Below are 25,060 nucleotides of genomic sequence, written 5' to 3' on the forward strand. Positions count from 1 at the left end.
CTACCCGCTCACTCTCAGAAAATCTGCGACGAAAGATACTCCGGCGGGATTGATAGGACCGCTGGTGACATAGTTCAGAGCTTCCACTGTGATGACGATTGAACTCCCCGCTTGGACCGGATTGAACACCTTGGTATACTGCCGCAGCCGCTGCCAGTTATATGGCGGCGCAGCATCTGTGGTGAGGCTGCTGCCTGGCACCATGCTGCCGTCATTTAATCCGCCGGGAGGTGTGATAGATTGAATAAGCGTTCCGGCGGCGTCATATTCTTCGATATATAGTCTGTGGGCGTTGTCGGCGAAGACTGTCGCGGCCACTACGTGACTGTCAATACTAGGAGCCGCAAATGCCTGGGCAAAATAGCTCAGCTCTCCCGGATCCAAACTCAAATCCGCCCATACAATCTGAGGAGAGCCAAAGAGCGTGGCATTGTTGGGTGCTTCATAATCATGGATTTCCGGCCATACCGCATTAACGTTACCAATGTCCTGAGCAAGCGTCCCCGTGCCGGACATTGCCGCGAGAACCGCAGCTGTCTTTGAGGCTGCTGCAAAGGTAGTTGTTGATGTACTGGCCTGCCTTGGCACGGACGGTACAATCACCGGTTCCGGTGGCGGCGGGGGAACCGGATCGCTGCTAAGGAATGGGACAAATTCAACCACACCGTCCGGGTCCACAACCTCATCCCCTGTCCCGATCGGACCCGGTCCAGAGGGACTGCCCCACCAGTTGTTGGTGGCGTCCAATCTGCGTGGCGTGGGGTTGTACGCACCCGCATCAACTAACAGTCCTGCGCCTGCGTTTCCCGCAATACTGTTATTTTTAGCCCGAATGGCAGCGTTAGGCACCGGAGTGGTCGTAAATACGGTATTCACAGAGATCCCGTTGCCGGTGCTATTTGTAATTCTGTTGCCTTCAATCTCCGTTAGCGTTGTACCTCCGGCAATGAAGATCGCCGTGCCCTGCGTGTTATTCATCATGTTCTCCGTGATTTTCATATTGGTTGTGAAAGTCAGCGCGATTGAGTTATCGTTCACCATTTGGTTGTTTGCGATGACGATATTCCGTTGGGGTGGCGGCGGTGGCGCCGCTGGCGGTGCGTTGGAGCCTGCGGCAAAATTAATAGACGCGGCCGGCGTGTGTACTTCGAATCTGTTACTTTCAATGTAAAGATTTTGGGTGCCCATATCCGTGTAAATGCCATTTCCTCCAGCGCCGCCTCCGGCTTGATTGTTCGCCTGAAGGAGATTAAATTTCACCTGCGAAAATGTTGTGTCCGGTGTGCTGGTATTTGAGTTCAAGTATATACCGCCGGCGTTATTTTGGATGATGTTATTGAATATCCAGTATCCCGAGAATAGCGGTGAGGTGTTAATTCCAACCCCGACGGGGTTGTTTCGGATGGTAAACCCATCGACAACAACATTTTCCCGATTCACTTGAATGCTGCCGGAACCACTCATAATCTCAATGATCGACTCCGTGCCCGGTACTGCCGAACGCAACCGGGCGTCAACCCCCGCTTGTGCGCCGAGCAATTGTACGAGTTTAGTGATGACGATGGGGCCGCCTTCTGTCGCATTGTTATATACCCCGGGTCCGACACGAATGGTATCATAATCGACGACGGCAGGATCAGCCAAAGCCGAATTGATTGTAGGAAAATCAGTCGGCACAAACCAGGTAGTAGCCAAGTAAGCCCACCTCCGTCTAAGCTTCTGGTAACTATGAAGAAACTAGAAACCTTGCATGATTACCATATTCATCGGAAGAGGTCGCTGACCGGGTTGATGCAGTGCTTAATGTTAACCAGATTTTGAGACCAATACACAGATGCCATGGCTCTTCATCTCCATGTTAGCTAGTTCACCACGTGCACATTCGCCTGCATCGCCCCAAGTTCAAGTGGACCTCACGCAACGCGTGTTACTCCTTGGCGTTTTCGATCTCCTCAAGCAGCTCTTTGAAATCTCCCCGGTACTGGTCGATCACAGGTTTCACTGCCTCTTGCCATGGCTTTAGGTCGGATACCTCTGTGATCGTAGTGCCTGCAGCCCGCACCTTGGCTTCGGCCTCTTTTTCATACTGCTCCCACGCCTCACGCTGTTTGCTGACTGAGTCGAGAGCAGCCTGTTTAATAATTTTCCGGTCTTCGTCCGATAGCTTGCTCCAAACCGCTTCACTCACCAGCAAAATTTCCGGCAGACGTTGATGTTTATCTAAAATAACGTGTTTCGCCACTTCGAAGTGGTTCATCGCGACCATTGATTTTCCGCGGCATCGATGACACCCGTTTGGATAGCACTGAAGGTTTCACCATTCGGCATCGGTGTGGCGCTCGCACCCAGGGCACCCACTAGATCGACATTGATTTTGTTTTGGATGACGCGGATTTTCTGGCCTTTGAGATCGTCGATGCTGTTGAGCGGCTTTCTGGAATAGAAGCTGCGCGCACCGGCGGTATAATAGCTGAGCCCCCGCATTTTGGCAGAGCTTAAGTCATCCAACAGCTTCTTTCCGGCGCTGCCTTCGAGAAATTTCCACATGTGCGCGTCGCTTTCGAAAATGTACGGCAAACTGAACACGCCAAACGCCTTGTTAAACTCCGCCACAGGACCTGTGCTGACTCGCGTGAATTCGATTGCGCCGAGCTGGACTTGCTCCAGCACTGCTTTTTCCTCTCCCAGCTGCGCGGACGGATAGACATCGATCTTGATCCGGCCTTGCGTGCGTTCTCCCACCAGCTCGGCGAACTCTTTATCGCCGATCGTTGTCGGATAATCCGGGGGCTGCGTCTCTGCTAACCGGAACGTGTACTTCTTGGCCTCCGCTGCCGTGCCTCCGGCTGTTGGAGCAGCTTTATCACCCGTGCTGCAACTGGCTAGGGCGGACGCGGCAGCGATGGCACCGATGAGCAAACAGATGAATTTACCGCTTTTGGTCATGTTGATTCTCCTTCGTTCTCAGGATAGTTGGCATGCAGCAGGCACAACAGCCCAATAATAGCCGGCATGCCGCCGATTCCGAGTCTATGCACTTTGGACAGGTGATATGATAAAATTAGTATGATTAAAATTCACATAACACAGGAGATCTGGTGTATGAAACTACTACCTTTGCAAAAGAGAGGTCTCGCCGCCAGCCGGCTCGTGCTGGGATGCATGTCTTTGGGCGGGGGCTGGAACCGAGATCCCATTACCAAAGAAGATTTGCTGCAGGCGGAGCAGGCGGTGGACGCCGCGTTGTCCATCGGCGTATCCATGTTCGACCATGCTGATATATACAAGATGGGAAAAGCGGAGGAAGCATTTGCGCATGTCATGAAGGGCAAGCCCGGGCTGCGGGAGCAAATTGTGCTCCAATCGAAATGCGGTATCCGGTTCAGCGAGGGCGCGATCCCTGGGCGGTACGATTTCTCACGGCAGCATATTGCTCAGGCGGTGGATGGCATATTGCAGCGTCTCAGCACAGAATATTTGGATGTGCTTTTGCTGCATCGGCCGGATCCGCTGATCGAGCCCGAAGAGGTGGCTGAAGCCTTCGCGAGGCTCAAAGCCGAGGGTAAGGTGCGTTACTTCGGGGTGTCCAACATGAGCGCCGCCCAAATGCGTTTTCTGCAGCAGGCGCTGCCCGAGCAGCTTGCCGTCAACCAGCTGGAGATGAGTTTGGGCCATCTGGATTGGCTCGATCACGGCGTGCATGTCAACCAACGGGCAGGCACCGGCGTAAATTTCCCCGAGGGACTGATCGAGCACTGCCGGATGCAGCAGATCCAACTGCAGGCCTGGGCCCCCCTCGCACAGGGCAGGTTCACCGGCAAGCCCGTGGATCACGAGCCGGACAATATTAGGCGAACCGCCGAATTGGTCCGGCAAATGGCGGCCGAGAAGGGGACGACGCCGGAAGGCATCGTACTTGGCTGGCTGATGAAGCATCCGGCCATGATTCAGCCCGTCATCGGGACTGCGAACACCGAGCGCATCATCGCCTGCCAACATGCAGAGGCCCAGTCGGAGCTGATGACCCGCGAAGAATGGTACTCTCTGTACGTCAGCGCTAGAGGAGAGAATCTACCATAACCGGCATGTTTGACTGGAAAAAGAGTGGTGTTTGCTCAAACGATGCTTGGACTCGAGCCGGATGCACTCGCCAAGCAGATCCGGATTGATCCGTTTTGCCGGAGCAGATGGACGAGCTGCTAGCCGAGCGGATCCGAATTGGAGCGGGCCATCTGTCACTGAAAGTTACCCGTTCAAAATCTTCGTTCGATTGCTTCGACGTGCTGGTTCTCGAGAATACGACGGGCTTTGAAATCATGAACAAAGCAGACCGCAGCTAATACATAAACCATCTCAAGTTGCGCCGGCAGGAAGTGAAACTTTTTGCTGCGGGCAGCTTTTTTTCTGCAGACCATTACAGGGATCCACGCTGGGGACAAATTCCAGTGCGGCATTATTGTGCGGCTGTACTACATCTGGCTGTTGTAATAATTAGGCGGAACGTATATGGTTGAATTAGACGAACTAGTATTGGAGGCACCGGGAATTGAAACGTTTTGTGTGGGCTTCATATGGGATGTACAGTCTTGGCGGGATGGCGGGTGTGCTGTTCGGTGCCATCATGCCCCAGCTGCTGCAGCATTACGCGGTGAGCTATACGACAGGCGGCTTTATAGTGTTTTTGCAAGCGGTAGGGTTTATGTCCGGGGTGCCGTTGGTGTCATTTCTGATGGGGCGCAGCCATTACAGGCACATTCTAATTGCGTCCGCTGCGGTCGTGGCGATCGCACAGTTGGGTATGCTGACGCTGCCCCCTATCGAACTAGTGTACGTGCTGGCCATATTAAACGGTATCGGCATATCGGCGGTGGAAACAGCGGTCGCCTCCTATATCATGGAGGCTTTCATAGGGCAAAGAGCGGTGTTTATGAGCCGATTGGAAGTAGCATACGGTTTGGGGGCGTTGGGCATGCCGTTACTGGCGAGCGCTGTTATCGTATGGGATGCGTGGCGCATTGCATTTCTTATCATTGGCGGCTTCGCACTGCTGCTGGTCTGGCTCTGGAACACAGTCACATATGCCTTAGAGGACGCACAGGGAGGTGTGCAGCTGGACGCCCGCACTGCGGCCCCGCCCAACTTCAGCACACGCCGGTCAAAGTACGCCGTCCTTTCTTTTTTCCTGTTTATGATCTTTGTGTATGTAGGCGTAGAGGGCAGCTTGAACAGCTTTCTCTCTTCCATCTTCGTCACCTATTTGGACGCTCTTCCGTATTACGCATCACTCAGCGTGTCGGTATTTTGGCTCGCTATGGTACTTGGCAGATTGGCCATCGGCTGGGTCGCGCAGCACCTGAATTATGAGCGATACTTGTTGTACAGTATCCTCGCCTCACTGCTCAGTCTGATTGGGCTGTCGCAAGTGCAGCACCAGTTTGCCGGCTTTGTTGTGATATTTTCCCTGGGCGTCGCCATGTCTGCCGTGTATTCCATCACCATGGTGTATGCGAATCACACGTTCCCCGGCATGGAGCGCACAGTCACGAGTCTCGTGACCGCCTTCGCCGGTATCGGCGGAGCTGTTTTCCCGGCCGTGGTCGGATACGCTATGGATCATCTGTCCCCTGCGTCCATCTTGTGGCTCTTTATCGGATTCGCGGGTCTGCTGCTAGGGGCGCTGCTTGCCATTTTCAAGGCTTTGCATGCACTGCGTAGGCGCGCCTTGAGTCCGGCTGTTGATGTGCAGAGCTAGACCATCTAACCCAAACCCACCTTTTGCGCAGTGCAGAAACTGGAAAAATGGTGTGTCCCTAGCAGATCAGGAGAACAGTAGGGCTCGCGCTGTGGATTGCCGTTGATAGTGGAAGTTTTGTATCGGGCTAAGACTGGAGTCTCAGTCCACTGTGGTATTCCCGGCTGAAAATGACGGATACATGTGGTAGGAGCATGGTGCTTCAGACGCAGTCGAACACCCACTGACAAGTGACCAGGCATCGCTAAAAAAATGTAAATAACAGGATAAAAGACGCTGTACCTTCATGGAAAATAAGTACTATACTTGGATGGAAATGTTGGCCAGCTTCATGGTATTTTTTGGCGGCCAACGCAGCTGTCTGGCCATGCCTATCATTTGAAAAAAGAGGTGTTTGAAAAAATGAAGTCTGGTTTGAAACGTAACATGATGGTGGCTATCACCGCATTATCGGTGACAGTGGCTGTCGGAGCCGTTGGCTACGCCGATTCAGCGCTGAAGCAGATCACCGCCTATCAAAACGCCGCGCTTAACATCACTGTCAATGGCAGCAAGGTGGACTTGTCCAGCGAAGAAGGTATGAAGAAGGTATGAAGAAGGTATGATGTACCCGCTCGTATATGAAGGGCACAGCTATGTGTCGGCACGGGCGCTTGCGGAAGCACTGGGAGCCACGGTGAAGTGGAACAACGATACGCAAACCGTGGAAGTGACAACGAGCGGCGCACCGGCCACTGCGGGCATGCCCGACAAGGATAATTCGACCGGCACTACGACCCCAGCCGCACCAGCTGCTGCAGGGAGTGGCTTCTTAGCGAAATTGGCCGCAGACTTCACGATGGAAACGGCACAAAACACAAACAAGCAGCAGGCTCTCGCCTTCATGACAATTTACGCCAACGCTCTTAAAACCGGTCAGACCGCCGAACTCGACGCGTTTCTCGATGCTTCCATGCTAACTCCTCCTGATGACCAATACTGGACCGGCGTAGAAGACACAAAGGAGAGTTTGCGTAAAAAAATCTCAGGAGACAGAGCGGCGAACAAACAGGAAATCTTGGACGATTACGCAGCAGCGGTAAGTAAAATGACGGTAAGTAACGTCGAGTCAGGCTCTACATATAAGTCAGACCTCACGGCAAACATGCAGTATTACGTCCGTCCGGAAGGCTTTGACGCGTTTTCCTCACTCTCCGTGTCCCTGCACTACAGCGTGCCTTATAAACATACGGAATACTATTTAGAAAACATTTTCGTGCAATAAACGGATCTAGCTATGTCGTGAGATATATCTATCGCCGTTACCTGCATGCCTGGTACACAAGGGCAGTAGGTATTTTTTTATTCAGTTTTTTGTATACAATGTGCAATACACCTATTCTTCTGCATAATAATATGTTACTATACATGTAATCGCTTCCATTATTTGATTTTCATATTTTCGAGTTTCATAGGGAGGTGAGAGTATGATAATCGCACCATAATGTCTGTGTATTCGTTGGCGGTACACAGGAGGAGGCAACTGTAGTTTTAACACAAAGCCCGGCAATGTAAGAATAATTAACACAATAGTGTGTTGAAAACCACTTAATTCAACCATTTGAAGGATTGTATTAATACTAATTGTATACCAAAAACCAAAAATACTGTTTCCCAACCAGAAAGTATGCTAAAATTATGAAAAAGTATATTTTTCAGAGAGGCGGGGATTGGAATTTGATCACATTATCACACCTTATGTATGCTTTTATTACATTATCCGTTATTGTCGTCATGTTGTTCAGGCGCGGGGTTGTCATACCGACTTTGGTCGGCACCTTTTTGGTAGGTTGGATGTACCAGGGGAACGTAATAAGCGGATTTAAGGCTGTGTATAATGCCAACCTCACGGCGGCCAAAGAGCTGTTCACGATCTTCTTGATCATCACCTTCATGGTGGCTTTACTGGCGTCTTTACGGGATATCGGCGCGGATCATCGGATGATTCGTCCTATCCAGAAGCTGATCGTCAACGGTCATGTCGCCTTCTTCGTGCTGGCCCTGGTTACATATGTGATTTCCCTGTTTTTTTGGCCGACTCCGGCGGTGCCTCTTATTGGAGCACTGCTGTTTCCCGCCGCTATACGGGTCGGGCTGCCCCCGATGGCTGCGGCAATGGCCGTTGCGCTCGCGGGTCAAGGGATGGCGTTGTCATCCGACTACGTGATGCAGATCGCCCCGATGCTGAGCGCCAAAGGCGCTGGCGTAGCCACAGAGCTGGTTGCTGACAAGGCGATGATGCTTTCGCTGATCACGGGAGGCGTCTCCATCACAGGCGCTTACCTTATGCACCGCAAAGCCATTCGTAAACCTTCCGAGCATACTGCACCTCAAGATATTACAACCGTCGCCGCGCCTCAACCCGCCACAGCCGAATTTGCGGAAGCGGCCGCTGCGGTCGAAACATTGCCGCCGTCGACTGTCCGGTGGTCGAAGATCTTTGCGCTGCTTGTCCCCTTGTCCATGCTGGGCGTGATGACAGTGATGGCGGTAAGCAAATTCGGCAGCTCTAGCATGGGCGGCTTCGAAGGAGGGGACGGCGCGGCATTTATCGGTGGGGTAGCGATCATTCTGCTTATTCTGTCCTGTACCGTGTTCGCCAAGATCAACGCCTTGGACAGGATCAGCGATCACTTGACGGAGGGATTTATTTTCGCCTTTAAAGCCATGGGACCGGTTATTCCAATCGCCGGATTTTTCTTCCTCGGCAACGCCGACTTTTCCAAAAGCGTGCTATCGCTCGGCGAGAATGCCGCTGCGCCGGCGTTTCTGTATGATCTGGTGATGTCGGTGCAGCACGCTATTCCAACCAATGGCTTGCTGACAGCTTTCGGTATCCTAATTATCGGCATTATCGCCGGCTTGGAAGGGTCTGGATTTTCCGGGCTTCCTTTAACGGGATCCCTCTCCGGAGCATTAGCTCCGACGGTAGGCGTGGATTCTTCCACACTAGCGGCTATCGGTCAGATGGGGTCGGTTTGGTCGGGCGGGGGAACATTGATTGCCTGGTCGTCTCTGGTTGCGGTAGCGGGGTTCGCCGGGGTATCGGTGATAGATTTGGCGCGTAAAAACTTCCTGCCTGTGATGCTGGGTCTATCGGTTTCAACTGTGGCAGCACTTATGATTTGGTAGGCGACGGTCCGCCGCAGGTCACCGCGTGGCGATCCTGTGCGCGTCGCACTGAGCGGAGTCCCATACCTTTGTTAGCGCGTGAGATTTGCAGAATGCAGGCAGGTACTCTATGACCGTTTTCCTGGGACAGGCTCTGGGCGTTTGCACCGCTAGTACACCGGCTGAACTACGGTGCAATTCGCAAGTCGCGCGGCACCCAACCTGCTAATCTCTTTCACCAGCGGTAGGCCGGAGCTTGGCCGTTGGCTAGCTTCCGGCAGATAAATGGTCACTTGCGGGTGCGTTCGGAAGCTGCCGGCTGACCAGTCTGGGCAGGATATCCTGACTTGCCTTAACAAGAATACGGCTGATCACGGCGGACATCTCTTGCACGAAGGTTAAGCTGGTCTGCTCAAGTACTTTATGGTTTAACGGACCGTAATTGTTAATAATGCCCTTGAGATGAATATGTCCGATGGGCGGCAGCTTCTTATTGAGGCTTACGCCTGGCTCAAGCGGCCCTTCCACAAGCTGCAGCGTGCCGATTTTGTAGAATTGCCCGAGGCAAGCATCCACGGCGACCACGTACGCTTGGCTGTGTTTTAAGGCGATATGGGCTAACACCTTCTGCATGTTCAAAGCGTGAGCAGGGCGCTCAAGTGTGCCGTAAATATGAATTCGCTGATGTCCGTCCAGCCGCTCCGTCAGTCTGCTGCCTACCAGCGGACCAAGGGAATCGCCGGAATACCGGTTGGTCCCTATGCAGACAAAGACGATGTCGGTGTACACCGGATGCTTCATGTAATGCTTTATAAGTAAATCCGAAATGTAAGGGACTGATTTTTTGTCCAGGTAATGTTTGTGATACATCATGAGTTCTTCACCTTCCTTCTCGCTGTGCATGCTGAGGAACGCCACTCCAGAAAGCGAATGTTTTCTCTTTTTATAATATCGGAAATGAGTTGCGGAAAGCAAAATAATATGTGTCAATTTTGTCGTCATAATGGTATACCGAATACCATATTCATCAATGGGAGAGGAGTGATATGGTGTCTAAAGCATTTTTGCTAACCGAGATGACCTGGCCGGAGGTGCAGCAGGCGCTGCACACTGTAAAAATCGCCATAATCCCGCTTGGAGCGCATGAACAGCATGGGCCGCACATGGTCGAAAGCTGTGATGCCGTACTCGCAGAGGAGATGGGCAAACGATTGACAGAGCGGCTGTATCCGCAAGCTATCCTAGCACCTACTATTAATATGGGGGTGTCCACGCACCATATCCGTTTTCCCGGTACCATTTCCCTGCAGCCCACTACCGTTATTGCCATACTGCGGGATATGATCACATCATTGCAGCAGCACGGCATACAACAATTTCTCATTCTCAACTCCCATGGAGGCAATCAGGCGACGCTGGGGGTAGCGGTAGATATGTTGACCAGCGAATTGAACGTCCGCATTTATTACGCGAAAACGACGGCATCGGCCAAGGATGTGATGGACCGGAGAATCGAGTCCAAAATGTATGGGCACAGCTGCGACCGTGAGGTGTCCGAGGCACTGTATCTGGCACCGCAGTTGGTGCGGACGGAGAAGCTGGAAAAGGCAGATTATCAGGAAGGGCGATGGCAGCATCTGCGTCCGGGCAACCCGCTGCAGGGCTTCTATTATTATGATGAGATGACACGCAACGGCTGCATCGGCGATGCCACCAAAGCGAGCGCGGATATCGGCAGGGAAATCGTGGAGACCGCGTTAGACCGGCTGGCGACGTCTATTAAAGAAGTGATGTAACCTTGATAATGTGTATTTGTGTATGTCAGTGGCGCTGCCGTTTATTTTGAAAAAAATGGGTTGACAGATGGGCCCAGCTGGACAATAATAGGGACATAAGGTGTTTGGTATACAATATACCAAACACTACAGTCAACTGAACGGTCCTGGCGTAGCCCGGATCGGCGTAAAGTCAGCGCACTTATTCTACATTTTGAGAGGAGTGTTTTAAAGATGGCAGAAACGATGACAAAACCACGTTTGATGAACAAAGAGGAGTTCCGTCACGCATTAGAGCAGGCTATTGAAGGCAATGCCGTAGCAAAAGCCCCCTTCACAACCATGTGGGCGAACGGTGAGCTGAAGAAAGAGCATTTTGCCCGTTGGGCGGAGCAGCACTACGCTTATGTGGGACCGTTCGCAGAATACCTCGGTTACATTTATGCCAACTGTCCGCACGAGGACGCCAGAGATTTCTTGCTGCAAAATATGTGGGAAGAAGAGCTAGGCGGCGACCGCCACACGGATCTGCTGATTCGTTTCGGTGAAGCCTGCGGCACTACTCGCGAGCGCATCGAATCGATGTCAGCCCTACTGCCGGAAACAATCGGGCTGCAATCTTGGTGTTACCGGATGGCGTTTAGAGAAAACTTCCTGTTTGCCACCGCGGCGCTCGTTGTCGGCCTGGAATCTCAGGTGCCTGCCATCTATCGCAGACAGACCCCGACCTTGCGTGAGGTTTACGGGTTTACGGATGAAGAGGTGGAATTTTTCGATCTTCACATCGTGTCAGATGAGATTCATGGCGAGCGAGGCTACCAAATCGTACTGGAATATGCGAAAACACCGGAAGACCAGCAGCGCTGCATCGAAATCGTCGAAGAAGCGACAAAAATGCGCAGAATGTACATCGCGGCCCTCTCCCGCGAGCTCGGATTACAGCCACAATCAGCGTAATAGAGCCCTATCTAACCATGGAAAGGGGATACACATGACGATCGAAACGGCGGTACACACATACAACAATTTAATCGATGGGCAGTGGGTGGCGTCGGCAAGCGGTGAAACATTTCACAGCACAAACCCTGCTAACAACGACATTGTGGCCAGGTTTCAGTCTTCTGTCAGCGTGGACGTCATCCGGGCGATCGAGGCTGCGGAACGGGCTTTTCAAACCTGGCAACACGTGTCTCCCAGTAAACGCGCAGAGATTTTGTATAAAGCAGCGGATTGGCTGGAGGCCGGGCTGGAAGCCTACGCAGAGGAGCTCACCCGCGAAGAAGGGAAAACGCTCGCCAGCAGCCGGATGGAAGTGAGACGGTCGGCTCAGACATTGCGCTACTATGCATCCGAAGGCTTGAACGTAGCAGGCGAGACGATCCCTTCAGACGATGCGACTACGTTTGTTTACACGAAAAAAGAGCCGTTAGGTGTTGTCACCGTTATCACTCCGTGGAATTTTCCGCTTTCCATTCCGGTACGTAAAATCGCTCCTGCCTTAGTTACCGGCAACACGGTAGTGTTCAAGCCTGCATCGGACACACCGCTGATCGCGCTCCGCTTGGTGGAAGCATTGCATGACGCGGGCCTGCCGGCGGGCGTCATCAACTTCGTCACCGGTTCGGCGTCGAAGACCGGGGTGCCGCTTGTCACTCATCCTGCAGTCAAAGCCGTCACATTTACGGGCTCTACCGCCGCAGGCGAGAAAATCAATCAGTCCGTACGGCTGTCGACGCGTGTGCAATTGGAATTGGGAGGAAAAAACCCGCTGATCGTGATGGAAGATGCAGACATCGGTCAGGCGGCTGAGCTTGCGATCAAAGGCGGGTTCGAGCTGACCGGCCAAGCGTGCACCGGCACAAGCCGCGTGATCGTAATGGATTCTGTGCATGACCGCTTCCTGGATGAATTGGTTGCAAGAACGCGCAGGCTCTCGATCGGCGGGGGCCTGGAGCACGGAACCGAGGTTGGTCCTTTGGCCAACGCCAGCCAGTTGCGGAATGTGTTGGACTATATTGCGATCGGTAAAAGCGAAGGCGCAGAATTGGTGTTCGGCGGCGAGCAATTGACGAATGGCAGCTACGCGGACGGCTTTTTTGTCACACCGGCCATCTTCGCCAATGTGAAACCGGACATGAGAATCGCTCAGGAGGAAATTTTCGGTCCTGTGATCTCGGTCATTCGTGTCCGCTCATATCAAGAAGCCCTGCAGATTGCCAACGATGTGCAATACGGTTTATCTGCGGCGATTTGCACGCGTGATCAAAACCGTATTCAGCATTTCATCCATAACATTGTCGCCGGAGTGGTGAAGGTCAATCGTCCGACAACGGGCAATGCAATCAACGCTCCGTTCGGCGGGATGAAGATGTCCAGTACGGCCACCTATCGCGAGTCAGGCCGCGGGGCGCTGGACTTTTACACGCAAATAAAAACTGTTTACCATGGCGTGCAGAGCGTCGATTGATTTATGGCAATAGCGCAAGCATGCGGAGGAATGCAAAACACACGTGTGAGATTGCGCAAAAGTGGAGGAGTCCTCGACATATGAAAACAACGTTGAAGCTGGAGTTGGAAGAAGCCAGAGTTATGTTGGAGGCGGCGCGAGCTGCGGCCGAAGAAGTTAACGCGTTGGAGACGATTTGCATAGTCGACGACGGCGGTTATGTCATAGCGATGGAGCGCATGAACGGCGCCCGCATCACCGGTCCTGAAATCGCAATGGCCAAGGCGTTCACGGCAGGCGGACACAAACGGTCCACCCATTTGTTCAATCAAACGGGGGGACCTGCATCCACCACGGGTGAAGCGTTCGGTATTCATGCCATGCTGCCGGGCAAGTTTGCGATCTTCGTCGGCGGATTCCCGATCGTCGTGAACGGAGAGGTCGTCGGAGGCGTTGGCGTAAGCGGCGGTAACGGAGAACAGGACACGGCGGTCGGCACCGCAGCTCTTAAGGCGCTGCAGAATTACCTGGGAAATGATTATGAAGTCATCACGCAGGCGGACATCAAAAAATAAATCACAGCTCGCATCCTTGACCTCTAATGGATTGGATGGGGAGGGAAGATGGAATATCGGAATCTGTTCCTCGGATTTTTCCGGATCGGCGTGCTGGGCTATGGCGGAGGACCAACCATGATTCCGCTGGTGCATGCTGAAGCCGTGCAAAAATACGGGTGGCTCACGGACGAGGAGTTCACAGACGTGCTCGCGATGGGCAATGCGCTGCCGGGGCCCATCGCTACCAAAATGGCCGGGTACATCGGTTTTAAAGTGAAGGGGACCGCCGGCGCGTTCATTGCGATCCTGGCCATGGTGATACCGGTGTTGGCCGCGATGATTTTGCTGCTCGGACTTATTTATCAGCTGAAGGATTCCGGAATCGTGGGCGGCATGACGCACGGTGTGCAGCCGGTGATCGGGGTGATGATGGCGGTGCTGGCTTATCAATTTTTCGTGAAGTCGTGGCAAACGTGGGCGAAAAGCCGCACGATTTCATGGACTGTCATTGCGTTAATTGCTCTTGTGCTGCTGAATGTGAACCCCGGACTGCTTATCGGTGTCGCCCTAGCCTACGCTTTTATCGAATCCACCTACCTGGTGAAAAGGCGGAAAAAACAGCAGGTCGAGACGGACAGGGGATATTCGGCATGATCCTAATTCAAATATTTTGGGCTTTTTTTGTCGCTAACATATTGGGCTATGGCGGTGGGCCTCCCATTATTCCCCTTCTGCAAGCGGAGGTAGTCGACCGTTATGGCTGGATGACCCTGGAGGAGTTCGGGGATGTTCTAGCACTCGGTAATGCGCTGCCAAGCCCTATAGCGACCAAAATGGCAGGTTATATCGGCTATCAGGTAGCTGGCGTGCCCGGAGCCATCGTCGCCCTCATTGCGACCATCGCTCCAACGGCGATTGCCATGGTAATTTTGTTTAAATTTCTGCAGTTTTTCAAGTCCGCGCCGCAGGTTGCAGCAATGACCCAGATTGTACGCCCGATCGTCGCGGTGCTGTTAGGCACGCTCGCTTATCAGTTTTTCGCCAGCGCTTACCAATCGGCAGGAATCTGGCAAACGGCGGCGCTCACAGCGGTTAGCCTTGTTGCGTTGGAAAAACTCAAGCTTCATCCGGGTCTTGTCGTAGGCGTGGCCTTGCTGTATGGCGGAGTATTTTTGAGCTAAGTATCGGTTTCGGAGCCGCCGAAATGAATGTTGTAAACACAAGAACAGATCGATTAAACTAAGGGAAACAACATTCGGGGGTATACCAGATGCCAGATACACCGGTCATATGGAAAGATGAAGAGCTGAGTCCGATACGCGACAAGGTCTATCAATATATTAAACAGGCGATTGTGCAGGGCGTATATAAGTCAGGTGAACGTATCATTGAACGAGAACTGGCGGATCAACTCAATGTCAGCCGAACTCCGATCAGGGAAGCGTTGTTTCGTCTGGAGTCCCAGGGCTTCGTCAAGACGCTGCCGCGCAAAGGTGTGGTCGTCTCGAAGCTCTCTCCGGACGAGATCATTGAGATCTTTACCATATTGTCGGCGTTAGAAAGCCTGGCGATGAAGATGGCTGCACAAAAAGCAGAGCCGTCCCACCGCGAGGAGCTTCAGAGCATCATAGATAATATCGATCGTTCGCTCGCCAAAGAGCAGTTTGACCAAGAGGACCGGATGTTCCATTTTGCCATTCACGATGTGATCTGCCGCGCGGCGCAGAGTCCGAGACTTAAGCAGATGCTCGACGGGCTGTCTGATTACATTCGTGCTTTCGCACATGTCGGCTATGAGGTTCCGGGCCGTATGCGTAAAGCAATGGAAGAGCACAGGAACTTGGCCATGGCCGTGCGTAACGGCGAAGCGGAGCTTGCGGAAAATTTCACGAAGATACATTTGGAAAATTCAAAAAAGGCCTACCTCGAGGCATTGGAAAGAGAGTAGCAATCACACGCTAAATTGCTGCATATGGAGGTTTGCGCTATGCCCTATGTGAAATTACATCATAATGGACAATTGTACGAGCAGGAGGTGGCTGCAAACAGCAATTTAGTTGTCTTAGCCGGAGTCAAAAAGTTCTCCCATCTGAAGTACGGCTGCGGAATGGGAAAATGCACCAAATGCATGGTCACCGTGATCTCGGGTGCCGAAAACCTTCCCGAACCGAATTGGAAGGAAAATAAAATGCTGGGCGACAAGCTCGCAGACGGCTGTCGTCTGGCATGCCAATTGTATATCACGAACGATCTCGAAATCCGGCAGGAATAACACTGCTTACGCTCTGTCGGCGTAGATCGACGCTGGGGGGAACGCTGGTTGGAGGCATACGGGAAAGCTGAGGCAAAATTGCAAGAGCTGGGCATCCGGTTGGAGTCCGCTCCCAAGCCGAGCGGGAATTACGTGGCGTACACTATGGCTCCGCCATTGTTGTACTTGAGCGGGGTCACTCCCAAGGTAAACGGCGTTCTGCAATATCAAGGCAAAGTCGGCGCAGATTTGACCAAAGAGCAGGGATATGAAGCAGCTCGCCAGTGCATCGTCAATCATCTGGGAACGTTAAAGGGTGCACTGGGAGACCTCGACCGGGTGAAGGGTGTACTCAAAATGGCAGGCTTTATCCGTGCTGCCGACGATTTTTGCGAGCTGGCCTACGTACTGAACGGTGCGTCCGACCTTCTCGTGCAGGTATTCGGTGAACAAGCCGTTCACGCAAGGTCAGCCGTCGGTGCAGCGGCGTTGCCCGGAGGCGCGGCCGTGGAAGTCGAGCTGATCGTACGTTACGCATGACACCAAAATTACATATAGTGGGAGGTTTTGCAATGACCGAATATATCCTGGTATCCTCAACGGAACGTTACAAGACCGTGACAGACAACCCTGACCTGGAAACAGTGGCGGAGTACGAGTATCTTTTTTTCGGCAAGAAGAAGACGACCTTCTCCATTTGCAAAATCAAAAATCCGGGGACCCGAATCGTGATTCAGGGCGTGGCAGAAGTGTTTCCGGACAACAGCATTCCACTGAAGGTATTTCCGAAATTCGACTCCACCGAGGCCATAGAAAAGGAAATCTACGAGCTCGACATGGACGAGGAAAGCAAGATCGTAAAGGTGCATTGAGCGTGAAAAAAAGGGCGTAGGCGATGCCCCATCACAGCCGATGCTGTGCAACACACACGCTGTCGCATGGCTTCGGTCGGGTCGCCCGACGACAGGTGGGCGCCCAGCCCCCCTGCCTCATAGCTCATGCGTCAGGAAGCACGCATCGCCGATATTGCTCAGACAGCAGAATCAGATCGTCGATGAAATGCTTCATCATCGCGGGCCGTCTCCTGACGGCCAGCGGATGGTAGGACACAGCCGTTGGAATGCCGCCGAACTCATGCCATCGTCCTCTCATACTCTTCACGTCCGTCCTCTCATCGTCCCCGAACAAAAAGTGTACAGTGGTATTCCCGAACGCGAACAGGAGCAGCGGCCGCTTTGCTTCTATCTGGTCCCGCAGATGTTGAAAACACAATCGCCGCGCCAGCGGCTTATCGTATGCACGATGTGGACGGCGTTTGAGCAGATAGGTCACGTAGACGTCGGTTGTGTCGATGTGCACTTGTTGCAGCCCGGTGAGCAGCGTGTCACGTGTCCCGCACAGCCAAGGGTTACCGTGCTTGTCCTCACGCGCGCCGGGATTGTCCAGCAGCAGCATGATTTTTGCATTCGGGCGGCCCTCTCCCCAAACGATCCTGTGCTGCAGCCCAGCCTGTATGCAATCTTGGCAGTTCAAAGCATGCGCTGGAGCCGACTCCTCCGGCAGGAGCTGGTTATCATCTCGCATAGTGTGCTAGCTCCTTTGTTTGGGAACTGGAACATATCGGCCTGCCTAACTGAGAATTTGCCCGCCGCTAATATGTTAGAGCTGCCAGCCTCACTGGGGCGACCAAAATACCAGTGCCGTCAGCCGGGTTTTATGGCACATGTTTGTGCTATGATGAAAATACATTTAGAGGACGCGCATTAAGGCTTATTCGGCTTGTAGTCAGCGTCTTTCGCCTCTTTATACGCTTCTTTGAACAAACCTGCCGGCTGCACCTCGGTGACCTTCTTTTCAGTGATACGAAAGCCGTTTGCGGCTAAAACATCAAGGATGGTCTGGATATCCTTCTTTGTCGCGCTGCGCTGTTCCGGCTTCAGCAGAGTGGAAAATCTGCCGCTTGACTCGAAAATTCCCACATCTACATCTTTCAAATCGCTTACTTTTACTCGGCGAAGGGCTACTTCCACCTCATCGGTAGTTAACTTGGCCCGTTTGATCTCGTTCAACTTCATCTTGCCGTCTTTGATGACGACAGAAGGCACTCCTACCATCAGGTCCCTAAATCTAGGGATGTATTGCATCATTTTCGTTATCAGCACGATACCGACGGCTAACAGGATTCCTCCATAAATCGCTTCCCACTCATTTTTCAGACTCAGAGGTTGAATTAGTACAGTACCGAGCGCAATTCTCATTACCGCTTCGGCTACGGTCATTTCTGCGAGTGACCTTTTGCCAGCAAGCCGGAGCAGCGCAATGCCAACAAACAGAATCACGAATGCCTTTAACGGATAGGGCATGGTTGGCAGCTCACGCAGCCACGCTCTGAACGATGGTACACCGTTCAGCCAGTCCCACGCACCCTGTAGCCAGTCCATGTTTCCTCACTCCTGTCAGTTTTTTTCTTAGTGTTTTCTAGCTCCAATGGAAATATGTATGCTGCGTGTGGATGGGACGGTGGGGGACATCATCATTATTAGCCCGCAGAGAGGAAGTGCATCAGTGGTGGAGTTATACGATGCTATTGGAGTCAACTATGATACGTCACGCAAAGCAGACCCGCAGATCACACAACGACTGATTAGCCACCTTGATGCCGCTAAAAATTCACAGGTTCTAGATGTAGGGTGCGGCACAGGGAATTATACTATTGCCCTGTCACGACTGGGTCTAACTATGACGGGCACCGACATATCGGAAGAGATGCTGCATACAGCACGCAAAAAACCAAGTCAAGTGACGTGGGACAAAGCGGATGTGCTTCATTTGCCGTACCAGGACGGCGCATTCTCAGGTGCAACATGTATTTTAGCGATTCATCATTTTAAAAATTTGCATCAGGCGTTCCAGCAGGTGTACAGGGTCATTAGCCAGGGCAGGTTTGTTATCTTTACTTCCTCCCCGGAGCAAATGGAGCGCTATTGGCTAACCGAGTATTTTCCCGACGCTATGCACGCTTCGTGCAGGCAGATGCCCGAGATTCCTCTGGCGGTCGATCATCTGAGGAAGCTTGGGTTTAGCATCGTGGGAGTGGAGAAATTCTTTATCCAGCCGGACTTGCAGGACTTTTTTCTTTATAGCGGTAAGCACGAACCAAGCATTTATCTCAACCCCAACGTGCGCGCAGGCATTTCTACCTTTCCCAATTTAGCTTCGCGTGATGAGATACATATAGGCTGCACAAGGCTTAAAATCGATATTGAGAGCGGAAGGATACAAGAGGTGATGGACCGATACAGAAGCGATTTGGGTGATTACTTGTTCGTGATAGCTGAGAAAAGGTAGCGGCGGAAGCCGCTGCCGAATAAAGCAAAAGATCTACTTAGAAGCTCTCACTTCGTGATTCGTTGGGCGGCGGCAAACGACCTGCCTTTACCGTGTGGCACACACAGAGGAGTGCCGAATATCGGATCAGAAATAATCTTGCACTTAAGGTCAAAGACTGCATTGATCATGGAGTCTGTTACGATCTCGTGAGGCGTGCCTTCCGCGTAAATGCGCTGATTCCTGATGGCTACAATATGGTGAGCATATCGGCAAGCTAAATTAATATCATGCAGAACCATGACGATCGTGCGCCCTTCTTCCGAATTCAATTGATAGAGCAGGTCCAATACTTCGATTTGGTGGGTCAAGTCAAGGTAGGTGGTTGGTTCATCCAGCAAAATAATGTCCGTTCCTTGCGCGAGCGTCATTGCGATCCATGCGCGTTGCCTTTGACCACCGGATAAGGAATCCACGGCACGATCCGCAAGTTCGGTCAGGTTGGTAGCCTCCAGTGCGAGCCCCACCGCTTGCTCATCCTCTCGGGACCACTGCTGAAGCCAGCTCTGGTACGGATAACGACCCTGCTTTACCAGTTGCAGGACGGTTAATCCCTCCGGCGCGGTTGGACCTTGCGGCAATATGGCCAATTGCTTTGCGACTTCTCTGGTCTTCAGCGTGGCAATGTCGCTGCCATTTAGAAGCACAGCTCCCTGCTGAGGTTTTAAAAGCCTGGCCATGGAACGCAGCAGTGTTGATTTACCGCAGCCATTGCTGCCGATAAATACCGTGATTTGTTCCTTTGGGATCTCAAGGTTCAGGTCGCTAAAAATATAATTTCCACCGTAGGACAACGATAGTTGCTTGGCTTCCAATGCGGTCATGGGGATCTACTCCTTATCCATTGATAAATTGGTATTTACGTATGGCGCTGGCGGTAGAGTAAATAGATGAAGAATGGTGCGCCTACGGCAGCGGTGAAAATGCCAGCTGGCAAATCGAGCGGCGGGAGTATCGTACGGGCGATTAGATCGGCTAGGACCAGAATAAGTGATCCAATCAGAGCGCTAACCGGAAGCACACCGCCGAATGCCGGCCCCACGAGCTTTCGAGCAATATGAGGAGCAATTAAACCGATAAAAGATATGGCACCGCCGACCGATACCGCTGCTCCTGCCAAAGCAATGCTGAGCAGAATGAGAATAAAGCGTTGTACTTGGACGCTGCCGCCCACGCTAGCAGTAACCTCGTCTCCGAGCTGCTGCACATTAATATTTCGGGCTTGAATGCAGGTGAGGGGCAATAGGAACGCGACCCAGGGCAGCAATATAGCTACATCTTTATCCCAGGATGTGCCGTAGATGCTGCCAGTCATGAAAGTCAGCGATTTGGCCCCGATGAAAAAGTTCGGTGTAGAAATCATGAGCATGTAGGACAGCGATTTAAAAACGGCGCTCGTCCCAATGCCGATCAGTACGAGGCGGAGAGGTGACACTCCATGTTTCCATGCCAATAGATAGATTACCGCAGTTCCTAGAAACGCTCCTGTAATCGTAAATAGCGGCAGCATATGAATCGACACCGTCTCCGATAAGAAAAAGAAGAAGCATACCGCGCCAAGCGAAGCGCCTTCTGTAATACCAACGACGTCTGGCGAGGTAAGTGGATTGCGAATCATGCCCTGCAGAATTGCTCCGGCTACTGCGAGAGACGCCCCTACCAGCATGCCTATGACAATCCGCGGCAGCCGCAGCTTCATAACGATCATCTCTACAGACGGGTCTCCAACACCCAGCAGCACTTTTACTACGTCGAGCAGAGGTATGCGGATGGTACCTATACTTGCACTGATGACGCTAGCGGCAAAACATAATAGAAAAAGCACCAATGATATGAGTAATGTTTTCTTAGATAGCAGAACAGAGTAACCTTTGCCACGCAGCGTAATATATTGGCTCATACTAAACACGCGCTCCCTTTCTGGCAATGTAGACGAAGAAAGGCACACCTAAAATAGCGGTCATAACGCCGACCGGGACCTCGCTGGGCATTGCGATATAGCGGGAGCTGAGATCGGCGCTCACCAACAAAATAGCACCGAGGAGTGCAGAAAAAGGAACAATCCAGCGATAATCATTACCTACCAGATATCGGACGACATGTGGAATAATGATGCCAACGAAGGCAATCGGCCCGGCTACTGCGACGGAGGCCCCAGCAAGCAAAACGATGCCAACGGCTGCAGTCAATTTAACCAGAACAGTGCGCTGACCCAGTCCGGCGGCGACATCCTCGCCCAAGGCCAATAAATTGATGTGTTTGGATAAAAACAGGCAGATAGCGAGACCGGCAATCATGTAAGGATATACGGCATGCAGCATGGCGACATCCCTGCCCGCTACTGAGCCAACCAGCCAGATGAGAATCTGGTCGAACATTTTGCCGTCCGCGAGCAAGAAGCCCTGTGTTAGGGAGTGGAAGAAAGCCGTCACTGCTGCTCCAGCCAACGTGATTTTGATGGGAGTTAGACCGTCTCTGCCTAAAGAACCCAGAACGTAAACAATAGCGGTGCTTGTAGCAGAACCGATAAAGGCGATCCAGGTGAATTCCTGAAAACCGCTTGCATGGAAACAGGATGCTGCAACCACGATAAAGAAGGCCGCACCGGAGTTCACGCCCAATATACTGGGCGAGGCGAGTGGATTGCGGGTAATCGCCTGCATGACCGCTCCCGCGACGGCAAGACTTGCGCCGACGGCGGCAGCTATGACCGCTCTAGGAACTCGGGTGGTCTGAATGATCAAATGTTCGTTAGATCCGTTAAATCCAGTGTATGATTCGATCACTGTCTGAAAGCGGATATCCGTGACACCAAAGACAATACTGCAGCATATAGCGATACTCAAAACAATCAAGCAGAGAAAAAGTCCGAAGAATTTCATAAGACTCCTACTTTCGGTAATGGGTAGATATATTCACACAAAATTGTACAGGGCAGAATTACTCAGTGTCAATGAATTTGAAAATCATTCTCAATAAAAATGAGAATGATTTTCATTTTCATCTTGACAAATTTAGGTGAATTTTGTACATTCGTACTCGGAATGATAATCAATCTCAGTCAGGGAGCTGGTGTAGCGATGCATATAAAATTACATAATGCAAGAAAGCGCGGACTTTGGACTGCCCTTCTGCTGATATTTACCGTGCTGTTGTCTGCTTGCGGAGCGCAACCGTCTGCACAGAAGACAGCAGAAGGCGGCACAGGGAGCGCGGGAGCGCCCGCGGAGCAAGTAAGAAAGGTTAAGCACAGCATGGGTGAAACGGAAATCAAAGGAACGCCAAAACGTGTTGTTATCCTGACGAACGAAGGCACCGAAGCACTGCTGGCGCTGGGCGTGAAGCCTGTCGGCGCGGTAAGGGCGTTCACCGGCGACCCATGGTATAAGCATACGAAGGCTGAAATGGAAGGGGTTACGGTGGTTGGCGACGAATCCCAGCCAAATATTGAACAGATCATAGCACTAAAGCCGGATCTAATAATAGGTAACAAAATGCGTCAAGAGAAAGTATACAACCAGCTTCAGGCGATTGCGCCAACCGTCTTTTCTGATGTTCTCCGCGGTGAGTGGAAAAATAACTTCCTGCTCTACGCAGAAGCCCTGAATAAGAAGGCGGAAGGCGATAAAGTGATTGCGGATTTCGATAATCGTATTGAGGAATTCAAGAAGCAGGCAGGCGACAAGCTCAAAAAGAAAGTGTCGGTAGCTCGCTTTATGGCAGGCAAGACGCGTATTTATAACACGGACACGTTTACTGGCGTGATTTTCAAGCAAATCGGTATTGCCCGGCCGGAGACGGTGCTAAATGCTAAGAATACATTCGCGGATGAGATCACAAAGGAAAGACTGCCTGAACTCGATACGGACATTCTATTCTACTTTACCTATGAAACGGGCGACGGCACAGCCAATAAAACGGAACAGGAATGGCTGAATGACCCGCTTTGGAAGAACATGAACGTAGTAAAAAGCGGCAACGCACATAAGGTGAGCGACGTCATTTGGAATACCGCTGGCGGCGTAAAGGCAGCAAACCTGATGCTGACAGAGCTGGCTAAAATCTATGACGTGAAACTGTAACCTGTAAGTCTAAGCTTGATTAGACTGCCAGTGCAGGCAAGCCGATTCTTTGATGAGAGTCGGCTTTTTTTCATCCATTCACCCTACAAGGAGAGGTCGAGATGCTCACTGCGTTTTCCGAGGTACTGTTAGTTAATTATCGCATTATACATAAGGAGCATGACGAGCCCGCGGCAGAGAACGGTTCAGGCTTAAAAGTCAGGCATCTTATTTATTAAACTAGTGGGAGCACACTTTTGTTACGCAGCAAATGCTGCATGAACTATCGTCTTGTGGGAGAGGACCGATACTGGCATACGTGTCCGACAATTAGTGATACACGACGGATCGAGAAGTATGTTGCCACACATGCGGCTCGGGTTTCTGCAAAGTAAAGGTGAGCTACGATATGGAAGGGAGGGATGCTAATGTCCAGAGCTACACTACAAGAAGTCGTGCCACACGTACCCCAAGGTAACCGAGAGCCGGGCCATGCATGGCAGGTCCGAGCATTCCGACGTTTCCTGCTTGGCAGCTTTGTGTCCCGTACCGGGGATTGGATGGATATGACGGTGTTGAACTGGGTGGTGTTACAGATGACCGGCTCCTCAGTTTATTTGGGACTGATCAATGCATGCCGGCTGCTACCTACCTTCATTGCCAGTATCCCAGCCGGTATGTTGGCCGACCGGTATGAGCGCAAAAAGCTGCTGCTCGGAACACATATGGTTAGTACGGTTTTCACGTTCCTGCTTGCCGCTGCGCTGATGCTGCATTCGCCTTTTGGGTTATTTGCGCTGCTGGTGACACTGCGCTCCTTCGTCCAGGCAATGGACCCGGTCATTCGCGGCGCGCTTATCCCGAATCTGGTTCCTGAGTCGTGCATGAGCAGTGCATTATCTATGCATGTCGCGGTGTTAAACTTATCCCGAATGATTGGGCCCGCGGTAGCCGGCGGATTGTTATCCTTTCTGGCTGCGGACTCGATTTTTATATTAACAGGATTGTGCATATTAGGTGGCACGCTGTCACTATCAAAAATGCCGCAGCTGCCTGCAATAATGTCGGACAAAGCAAAGCAAGCAAGCAGTCTGAGAGAGGCCCTCCACTTTATCAAGCAGCAGCCGCTGATTCAGGCACTGCTGACACTGGCGGTGATCCCAATGCTATTCGCTTTTCCTTACACATCCCTCATGCCTTACTTTGCTCAGCAATTACTGCAGCTCGGTCCTGGAGGGTTTGGCATGCTCTTGTCCGTTTCGGCTATCGGGGCGCTCCTCGGCTCGGTTGGACTATCAGTGAAAGCGCCGCAAGGGCATACCGGCAAATGGCTTGTGACGTCCATTATTGCCTTTGGTTTGTCCTGGGTTGCATTCATTGAGTCAGTTAATTTGACTATGGCTCTCATCTCTATGCTTGCTGTAGGTTTGACAGGTCAAACCTACCGTACCATGAGCCGCATTACGCTACAAAAACAGGTGCCCGATGATCTCCGGGGGCGAGTCTTAAGTATAGCGTTGATGGACAGAGGCTTCATCCCCCTCGGTACGATTCTCATCGGGGCTGCTGCGGAGTTCGCCGGTCCTCATACGGCGGGGCTGATTATGGGTGGAAGCTGTATCGCTGTCACATTGGCCGTGCTTCTGTACAAAAAGGAATTATGGAGAATGTAATGTTGGTT

26 protein-coding genes and 1 pseudogene are annotated in these 25,060 nt (G+C 52.0%); 19 read left to right on the forward strand and 8 right to left on the reverse strand.

Translation table 11 applies throughout. The features are described 5' to 3' along the window. Together CBW46_RS16040 and CBW46_RS16045 are read right to left on the reverse strand one after the other, a co-directional pair. Positions 1-1,695, reverse strand: coding sequence for a right-handed parallel beta-helix repeat-containing protein (locus CBW46_RS16040; protein ID WP_089201015.1), 1,695 nt, complete (start codon positions 1,693-1,695; stop codon positions 1-3). A 232-nt stretch (positions 1,696-1,927) separates the two neighbouring features. Then, positions 1,928-2,946 (reverse strand): annotated as a pseudogene (locus tag CBW46_RS16045) (TRAP transporter substrate-binding protein). Positions 2,947-3,102: 156 nt separating this feature from the next. Between CBW46_RS16045 and CBW46_RS16050 the strand changes: the two are divergent. The 6 genes from CBW46_RS16050 (at position 3,103) to CBW46_RS16070 (ending at position 8,923) form a co-directional block, all read left to right on the forward strand. Beyond that, positions 3,103-4,080 carry an aldo/keto reductase gene (locus CBW46_RS16050; RefSeq protein WP_089201016.1) on the forward strand — a complete coding sequence of 326 codons (978 nt, stop codon included), beginning with the start codon at positions 3,103-3,105 and terminating at the stop codon, positions 4,078-4,080. A gap of 95 nt (positions 4,081-4,175) precedes the next feature. Continuing rightward, entirely contained in the window at positions 4,176-4,340 is a 165-nt protein-coding gene (locus CBW46_RS21415) for a hypothetical protein (RefSeq protein WP_165842348.1), read from the forward strand. Between the two features lie 206 nt (positions 4,341-4,546). Further along, positions 4,547-5,752: an MFS transporter gene (locus CBW46_RS16055; RefSeq protein WP_089201017.1), complete on the forward strand. Its 1,206-nt coding sequence runs from the start codon at positions 4,547-4,549 to the stop codon at positions 5,750-5,752. A 402-nt stretch (positions 5,753-6,154) separates the two neighbouring features. Continuing rightward, positions 6,155-6,346 (forward strand): hypothetical protein, encoded by a 192-nt coding sequence (locus CBW46_RS21905; protein WP_243633349.1) that lies wholly within the window; start codon positions 6,155-6,157, stop codon positions 6,344-6,346. A gap of 7 nt (positions 6,347-6,353) precedes the next feature. Beyond that, positions 6,354-7,016 carry a stalk domain-containing protein gene (locus CBW46_RS16065; RefSeq protein ID WP_243633350.1) on the forward strand — a complete coding sequence of 221 codons (663 nt, stop codon included), beginning with the start codon at positions 6,354-6,356 and terminating at the stop codon, positions 7,014-7,016. A 473-nt stretch (positions 7,017-7,489) separates the two neighbouring features. Beyond that, the gene (locus CBW46_RS16070) at positions 7,490-8,923 is read left to right on the forward strand and encodes a hypothetical protein (RefSeq protein WP_424446617.1); all 1,434 of its coding nucleotides are present in this window, start codon (positions 7,490-7,492) and stop codon (positions 8,921-8,923) included. A 246-nt stretch (positions 8,924-9,169) separates the two neighbouring features. Here the strand turns inward: CBW46_RS16070 and yyaC are convergent, their stop codons facing one another. Next, complete coding sequence (yyaC, locus tag CBW46_RS16075; protein ID WP_165842349.1) at positions 9,170-9,775, reverse strand: spore protease YyaC; 606 nt, start codon at positions 9,773-9,775, stop codon at positions 9,170-9,172. A 173-nt stretch (positions 9,776-9,948) separates the two neighbouring features. Between yyaC and CBW46_RS16080 the strand changes: the two genes are divergently transcribed. The 10 genes from CBW46_RS16080 to CBW46_RS16125 all read left to right on the forward strand — a co-directional run bounded on the left by CBW46_RS16080 (position 9,949) and on the right by CBW46_RS16125 (position 16,803). After that, positions 9,949-10,698 (forward strand): creatininase family protein, encoded by a 750-nt coding sequence (locus tag CBW46_RS16080; protein WP_089201020.1) that lies wholly within the window; start codon positions 9,949-9,951, stop codon positions 10,696-10,698. 213 nt (positions 10,699-10,911) lie between these two features. Then, on the forward strand, positions 10,912-11,634 hold the full coding sequence (locus CBW46_RS16085; protein WP_089201021.1) for an iron-containing redox enzyme family protein: 723 nt from the start codon (positions 10,912-10,914) through the stop codon (positions 11,632-11,634). 34 nt (positions 11,635-11,668) lie between these two features. Beyond that, positions 11,669-13,144, forward strand: coding sequence for an aldehyde dehydrogenase family protein (locus CBW46_RS16090; RefSeq protein ID WP_089201022.1), 1,476 nt, complete (start codon positions 11,669-11,671; stop codon positions 13,142-13,144). Positions 13,145-13,224: 80 nt separating this feature from the next. Next, a complete protein-coding gene (locus CBW46_RS16095) occupies positions 13,225-13,698 on the forward strand; it encodes a GlcG/HbpS family heme-binding protein (RefSeq protein ID WP_089201023.1) in 474 nt (157 codons plus the stop codon). 48 nt (positions 13,699-13,746) lie between these two features. Continuing rightward, positions 13,747-14,334 carry a chromate transporter gene (locus tag CBW46_RS16100; RefSeq protein ID WP_089201024.1) on the forward strand — a complete coding sequence of 196 codons (588 nt, stop codon included), beginning with the start codon at positions 13,747-13,749 and terminating at the stop codon, positions 14,332-14,334. Beyond that, positions 14,331-14,861, forward strand: a complete 531-nt coding sequence (locus CBW46_RS16105; RefSeq protein WP_089201025.1) for a chromate transporter — start codon at positions 14,331-14,333, stop codon at positions 14,859-14,861. The genes CBW46_RS16100 and CBW46_RS16105 overlap by 4 nt, the downstream gene beginning before the upstream one ends. Positions 14,862-14,950: 89 nt before the next feature. Continuing rightward, the gene (locus tag CBW46_RS16110; protein ID WP_089201026.1) at positions 14,951-15,628 is read left to right on the forward strand and encodes a GntR family transcriptional regulator; all 678 of its coding nucleotides are present in this window, start codon (positions 14,951-14,953) and stop codon (positions 15,626-15,628) included. A gap of 39 nt (positions 15,629-15,667) precedes the next feature. After that, complete coding sequence (locus CBW46_RS16115) at positions 15,668-15,952, forward strand: 2Fe-2S iron-sulfur cluster-binding protein (RefSeq protein WP_089201027.1); 285 nt, start codon at positions 15,668-15,670, stop codon at positions 15,950-15,952. Positions 15,953-16,000: 48 nt separating this feature from the next. Continuing rightward, the gene (locus CBW46_RS16120; RefSeq protein ID WP_089201028.1) at positions 16,001-16,471 is read left to right on the forward strand and encodes a RidA family protein; all 471 of its coding nucleotides are present in this window, start codon (positions 16,001-16,003) and stop codon (positions 16,469-16,471) included. A 32-nt stretch (positions 16,472-16,503) separates the two neighbouring features. After that, complete coding sequence (locus CBW46_RS16125) at positions 16,504-16,803, forward strand: hypothetical protein (protein ID WP_089201029.1); 300 nt, start codon at positions 16,504-16,506, stop codon at positions 16,801-16,803. Between the two features lie 124 nt (positions 16,804-16,927). Here CBW46_RS16125 and CBW46_RS16130 read toward each other — a convergent pair whose 3' ends face one another. Next, positions 16,928-17,515, reverse strand: a complete 588-nt coding sequence (locus tag CBW46_RS16130) for a uracil-DNA glycosylase (protein ID WP_089201030.1) — start codon at positions 17,513-17,515, stop codon at positions 16,928-16,930. Positions 17,516-17,694: 179 nt separating this feature from the next. Then, positions 17,695-18,372, reverse strand: a complete 678-nt coding sequence (locus CBW46_RS21910) for a DUF421 domain-containing protein (RefSeq protein WP_243633351.1) — start codon at positions 18,370-18,372, stop codon at positions 17,695-17,697. A gap of 124 nt (positions 18,373-18,496) precedes the next feature. Between CBW46_RS21910 and CBW46_RS16140 the strand changes: the two genes are divergently transcribed. Continuing rightward, the gene (locus tag CBW46_RS16140) at positions 18,497-19,279 is read left to right on the forward strand and encodes a class I SAM-dependent methyltransferase (RefSeq protein ID WP_089201074.1); all 783 of its coding nucleotides are present in this window, start codon (positions 18,497-18,499) and stop codon (positions 19,277-19,279) included. A 47-nt stretch (positions 19,280-19,326) separates the two neighbouring features. On the opposite strand, the gene CBW46_RS16145 is transcribed toward CBW46_RS16140, so the two are convergent. Genes CBW46_RS16145 through CBW46_RS16155 form a run of 3 tightly spaced genes read right to left on the reverse strand, consistent with a single transcriptional unit; the run spans position 19,327 to position 22,200 of the window. After that, entirely contained in the window at positions 19,327-20,142 is an 816-nt protein-coding gene (locus CBW46_RS16145) for an ABC transporter ATP-binding protein (RefSeq protein ID WP_089201031.1), read from the reverse strand. 35 nt (positions 20,143-20,177) lie between these two features. Next, the gene (locus CBW46_RS16150) at positions 20,178-21,218 is read right to left on the reverse strand and encodes a FecCD family ABC transporter permease (protein WP_089201032.1); all 1,041 of its coding nucleotides are present in this window, start codon (positions 21,216-21,218) and stop codon (positions 20,178-20,180) included. Position 21,219: 1 nt separating this feature from the next. Continuing rightward, on the reverse strand, positions 21,220-22,200 hold the full coding sequence (locus CBW46_RS16155) for a FecCD family ABC transporter permease (RefSeq protein ID WP_089201033.1): 981 nt from the start codon (positions 22,198-22,200) through the stop codon (positions 21,220-21,222). A 198-nt stretch (positions 22,201-22,398) separates the two neighbouring features. Here CBW46_RS16155 and CBW46_RS16160 point away from each other — a divergent pair, with 198 nt between their 5' ends. Then, on the forward strand, positions 22,399-23,400 hold the full coding sequence (locus tag CBW46_RS16160; protein WP_089201034.1) for an ABC transporter substrate-binding protein: 1,002 nt from the start codon (positions 22,399-22,401) through the stop codon (positions 23,398-23,400). A gap of 407 nt (positions 23,401-23,807) precedes the next feature. Beyond that, positions 23,808-25,052, forward strand: coding sequence for an MFS transporter (locus CBW46_RS16165; RefSeq protein WP_089201035.1), 1,245 nt, complete (start codon positions 23,808-23,810; stop codon positions 25,050-25,052). Positions 25,053-25,060: the final 8 nt, after the last annotated feature.

This window comes from Paenibacillus xerothermodurans, assembly GCF_002220865.2.
GTDB classification, from domain to species: Bacteria; Bacillota; Bacilli; order Paenibacillales; family NBRC-103111; genus Paenibacillus_S; species Paenibacillus_S xerothermodurans.